The sequence below is a fragment of the Burkholderia sp. LMG 13014 genome (assembly GCF_905232215.1).
Taxonomy (GTDB): domain Bacteria; phylum Pseudomonadota; class Gammaproteobacteria; order Burkholderiales; family Burkholderiaceae; genus Burkholderia.
Genome location: NZ_CAJNKE010000907.1, coordinates 1 through 1,682, shown reverse-complemented (window position 1 = coordinate 1,682; position 1,682 = coordinate 1). Strand labels below are relative to the sequence as shown.

2 protein-coding genes are annotated in these 1,682 nt (G+C 68.8%); one reads left to right on the top strand and one right to left on the bottom strand.

Features of this window, described 5'->3' with window-relative positions:
* Positions 1–138: 138 nt before the first annotated feature.
* Complete coding sequence (locus JYJ84_RS36035) at positions 139–1,101, bottom strand: LysR family transcriptional regulator (protein ID WP_175223284.1); 963 nt, start codon at positions 1,099–1,101, stop codon at positions 139–141.
* Between the two features lie 249 nt (positions 1,102–1,350).
* Between JYJ84_RS36035 and JYJ84_RS36030 the strand changes: the two genes are divergently transcribed.
* Positions 1,351–1,682 (top strand): enoyl-CoA hydratase-related protein (locus JYJ84_RS36030; RefSeq protein WP_205190238.1); only part of this gene is annotated, 332 nt, incomplete at its 3' end.

The following is a 1,682-nucleotide window of genomic DNA, read 5'->3' as shown; positions in this document are numbered from 1 at the left end:
CGCGACGAGCGCGACGGCGGCGAGCAGCGTCCAGGAGCGCGAATGCGGACGAATCCGGTCGAACATTGAACCCTCGGCAGCAGTGAATTCGAAGGAGGCGACGGTGCCGGCGCAGCGCGGCTGCCCGCCCCGGGCGCGCTATTGTCGCCGCGCGGCCGGCGGCTTGTCACCCGACAGGAAACCCTGACCCATCGCGCCGGGCCCGCCCCGGCCGGTCTTTCCGGCCTGTTCGAGGATGAACTCTATGAACGTCGACGTCGCGCGCGTGTGGTGCCGGTTCGGCATGTAAAGCATGTACATGTGCGTGCCGAAGATGCTGAGCCGGTACGCGTCGAGCGACGTGACGACCGTGCCGCGCCGGATGTCGTCGTGCACCACGTAGTCGGGCACGATGCCGACGCCGATCCCGCCGAGGATCGCCTGCCGCAGGAACAGGAAGTTCTCCGAAATCAGCGTGGGCTCGAGCAGCACCTCGTGGCGCTCGTCGCCGAGATATGCGGCGATCCTGAGCTGCCGGCCCATCACCGTCGCGGTGACGACGGGGGAGGCCGACAACGCGCCGAGGCTCGCGGGCATCCCGTGCTCGGCCGCGAATGCGGCCGACGCGCACGCGACGTAGCGCACCGCACCCATGTCGCGCGCGACGAGGTTCTGCGGCGGCTCCGGCATCACGCGCACCGCGATGTCGATCTCGTCGCGCATCAGGTCTTCCACGCGGTTCTCGAACACGACGTCGAGCACGATGCCCGGATGCAGCCGCTTGAACGCGAGCAGCCAGTCGGACATCACCATCTGCCCGTAGCCGCTCGGCACCGACAGCCGCACGCGGCCCTGCAGGTCCTGGCCGAGCGTCGTCACCGATTCCTGCGCGGCCAGCAGTTCGTTGCGGATGCGCCGGCCGTGCTCGTACAGCTTCAGCCCGATTTCGGTCGGCTCGATGCGTCGTGTCGTGCGCCGCACGAGCTGCTGGCCGATCGAGCGCTCGAGCTGGTTCAGCCGGTAGCTGACGTTCGCGCGGCTCATCTTGAGCCGCTGCGCGGCCTTGCTGAGATTGCCGGCGTCGAGGATCTCGACGAGCAGCGTCAGCGCGTTCAGGTCCATGCGTCGCGTCTCCTGTTCCGTCCCGCTTAACGGTTGGAAGCATTCAGTGTCAAGTCAGACTTGACAGCTTGTAAAAGCGAGAGGGAATTGTCAATGAATCTCGATCAATCGAGAATCGGGTCATGCCCGGCGTACGGCCGGATCTTGTCCCGCTTCGTGCGGGACCGGGGCAGGTGCCCCGGCGCCGCTCGCGATGCCGCGAGCCATGAACCGGCGTCGACGCACCTGCCGCCGCGTCAAGGAGACACGATGAACTCACCCGCTTCCCCCACCAGCCCGGCCGGCACCGTCACGCGCGAGCGGCGCGACAAGGTGCTCGTCGTCACGATCGACCATCCGCCCGTCAACGCGCTGTCCGCCGACGTGCGGCGCGGCCTCGCCGACGCGCTCGACGCCGCGCAGGCCGACGACGCGATCCGCGCGGTGCTGATCGTCGGCGCCGGCCGCAACTTCATCGCGGGTGCCGACATCCGCGAATTCGGCAAGCCGCCGGTGCCGCCGTCGTTGCCCGACGTGTGCGAGCGGATCGAATCGGGCACGAAGCCGGTCGTGGTCGCGCTGCACGGCGCGACGCTCGGCGG